Source organism: Mesorhizobium sp. M1E.F.Ca.ET.063.01.1.1 (genome assembly GCF_003998155.1).
Classification (GTDB): domain Bacteria; phylum Pseudomonadota; class Alphaproteobacteria; order Rhizobiales; family Rhizobiaceae; genus Mesorhizobium.
Genome location: NZ_RZSC01000726.1, coordinates 1 through 2933 on the forward strand (window position 1 = coordinate 1; position 2933 = coordinate 2933).

At 67.2% G+C, this 2933-nt stretch carries 3 protein-coding genes and 1 pseudogene; all 4 read left to right on the top strand.

The genetic code is table 11. From position 1 onward, the window contains the following. Window positions 1-911: pseudogene (locus EOA29_RS31275) on the top strand (precorrin-3B synthase); the annotation flags it as partial. 3 nt (window positions 912-914) lie between these two features. Next, window positions 915-1547, top strand: coding sequence for a precorrin-8X methylmutase (locus tag EOA29_RS31280; RefSeq protein WP_126093195.1), 633 nt, complete (start codon window positions 915-917; stop codon window positions 1545-1547). After that, window positions 1544-2302, top strand: coding sequence for a precorrin-2 C(20)-methyltransferase (locus tag EOA29_RS31285; RefSeq protein ID WP_126093194.1), 759 nt, complete (start codon window positions 1544-1546; stop codon window positions 2300-2302). Before EOA29_RS31280 ends, EOA29_RS31285 begins: the two co-directional genes overlap by 4 nt. Beyond that, window positions 2299-2933 (top strand): precorrin-3B C(17)-methyltransferase (gene cobJ, locus EOA29_RS31290; protein ID WP_127222077.1); only part of this gene is annotated, 635 nt, incomplete at its 3' end. The genes EOA29_RS31285 and cobJ, both read left to right, overlap by 4 nt.

Here is a 2933-nt window from a genome sequence, read left to right on the forward strand (position 1 = left end):
CTGTGGCAGCGCTCAGGATGATTGCCGAGAAAGGTCGAGAGGCGCACACGCGGGATTTGTCTCGGAGGCAGCTCGGTTCACTCGCAAGTTGGCACTCCGTCACACCCCCCTCTGTCCTGCCGGACATCTCCCCCGCAAGGGGGGAGATCGGCAATTCCGCCGGCGGCTCAGCTCTTGCACCGCCGGCGATTGGCGAAAGCCGAGATGAGAGAGCAATCTCCCCCCTTGCGGGGGAGATGTCCGGCAGGACAGAGGGGGGTGCGCAGGAACGCCAACCTTCGAAAAGCCCCATTGGCATTTTTGATCTCGCGATCACCCACGCCCTCGGCATCGGCCTGCCCTTCGGCAGCATGCCGGCCGAGAAGCTCATTGAACTGACCCGACAGGCCCTCGTCTTCGGCGCCACCGAAATCCGCCTCGCCTCCGGCCGCGCCCTGCTCTTCCTCGGCCTCTCCCCGTCCGCCTGCCCAGCCCTTCAAGCCTCAGCCGCCACCCTCGGCTTCGTCACCTCCGCGACCGACCCGCGCACCCGCATCGCCGCCTGCCCAGGCACGCCCGCGTGCTCTTCCGGCCGCATTGCTACCCGCGCCATCGCCGAGACAATCGCGAAGGAAAGCGCCGACCTCCTCGATGCCTCGCTCACCCTGCACATTTCCGGCTGCGCCAAGGGTTGCGCGCATCCAGGCTCGACAGTGTTGACCCTGGTCGGCGACGAAAAAGGAGCCGGACTTGTCGTGGACGGGACCGCAAAGGCCCTTCCTGCCGGATACAGGCCGGGCTATGACGCCGCGCGCGGGGTCGCCGGCATTGCCGAGGCGGTCCGCGAGCAACGACATCCCGGCGAGACTGCAGCCGCGTGCCTTACAAGGCTTGGCGCGGCCGGCCTCGCTGAACTCTATCGACGGAACTGAAGAATGGACGCCTACGACTATATCCATGACGGGATGGCGATCTACGAGCGCTCCTTCGCCATCATCCGCGCCGAGGCCGACCTTTCGCGCTTCTCCGAGGCGGAGGCCGATGTCGCGATCCGCATGATCCATGCCTGCGGGCAGGTCGAAGCCGCCGGCCAGTTCGTCTTCTCGAAGGGTTTCGTCGATGCGGCCCGCGCGGCGCTTGCCGCCGGCGCGCCGATCTTCTGCGATGCGGAGATGGTCGCGCATGGCGTCACGCGCGCCCGGCTGCCGGCCGGCAATGAGGTGATCTGCACGCTGCGCGACGCGCGCACCGCCGATATCGCCAAACAGATCGGCAACACGCGCTCGGCCGCCGCGATCGACCTCTGGGGCGAGCGCATGGCCGGATCGGTCGTTGCCATCGGCAACGCGCCGACCGCGCTCTTCTATCTGCTCGAAAAATTGCGCGACGGCGCGCCGAAGCCGGCCGCGATCATCGGCATGCCGGTCGGCTTCGTCGGCGCCGCCGAATCCAAGGATGCGCTGGCCGAGAATTCCTATGGCGTGCCCTATGCCATCGTGCGCGGCAGGCTGGGCGGCAGCGCCATGACAGCGGCGGCGCTTAATTCGTTGGCGAGGCCAGGCCTGTGAACGCTCTCCCGAAAGGACGCCTGGTCGGCGTCGGCACCGGCCCCGGCGATCCGGAACTGCTGACGCTGAAGGCGGCGCGCGCCCTGGCCGAGGCCGATGTCGTTGCCTACTTCGCCAAGCGCGGCAACAACAGCAATGCCCGCGCCATCGTCGAGGCGCGCTTCCGGCCGGATATGATCGAGCTGCCGCTGCTCTATCCGGTGACAACCGAGATCGACAAGGATCACGACGACTACCGTTCGCAGATCACCGATTTCTACGAGCAATCGGCCGAGCAGATCGCCGGGCATCTTGGCGCCGGCAAGATGGTCGCGGTGCTGTCGGAGGGCGATCCGCTCTTCTACGGCTCCTATATGCATCTGCATGTCCGCCTTGCGCACCGCTTCCCGACCGAAGTCATCCCCGGCATCACCGCCATGTCGGGCTGCTGGTCGGCAACCGGCTTGCCGATCGTCCAGGGCGATGACGTGCTGACCGTGCTTCCGGGCACGATGAGCGAGTTCGAACTGACGCGGCGCCTCGCCGACACCGATGCCGCCGTCATCATGAAGGTCGGCCGCAACCTGCCAAAAATCCGCCGCGCGCTGGAAGCGTCCGGCAAGCTGGCGAAAGCCGTCTATGTGGAACGCGGCACCATGTCGGGCAGCGTCTCGATGCGGCTCACCGAAAAGCCGGACGACAAGGCGCCCTATTTCGCCATCGTTCTGATCGCCGGCTGGTCCGCCCGTCCCGGAGCCCCCGGAGCAAAGCCATGAGCGGCCGCCTCACCGTCATCGGTCTCGGTCCCGGCAATGCCGACCAGGTCACGCCGGAGGCAAGCCGCGCCGTGGCCGAGGCTTCCTTCTTCTATGGCTACAAGCCCTATCTCGATCGGCTCGAGCTGAGGGAGGACCAGACCCGCGTCGCCTCCGACAATCGCGAGGAGCTCGCCCGCTCCAACGAGGCACTCGCCAAAGCGGCCGAAGGCCACAACGTCGCTGTCGTTTCCGGCGGCGACCCCGGTGTCTTTGCCATGGCAGCCGCCGTCTGCGAGGCGATCGAAGCGGGTCCGCAGGAGTGGCGAGCCATCGACCTCGCCGTCGTCCCTGGCGTTACTGCCATGCTTGCGGTTGCCGCCCGCATCGGCGCGCCGCTCGGCCATGATTTCTGCGCCATCTCGCTCTCGGACAATCTGAAGCCTTGGGACCTGATCGAGCTGAGATTGCTGGCGGCGGCCGGCGCCGGCTTCGTCATCGCGCTCTACAATCCGATCAGCAAGGCGCGCCCCTGGCAGCTCGGCCGCGCCTTCGAATGCCTGAGAGCGATCCTGCCCGGCACCACGCCGGTGATCTTCGGCCGCGCGGCCGAAGATCACCGGCGTGGTGCCGGGCAGGATCGCTCTCAGGC

What these genes read in the sequence shown, in the direction of transcription:
- EOA29_RS31280 (WP_126093195.1), top strand. Translation starts at nt 915, where the DNA reads ATGGACGCCTACGACTATATCCATGACGGGATGGCGATCTACGAGCGC.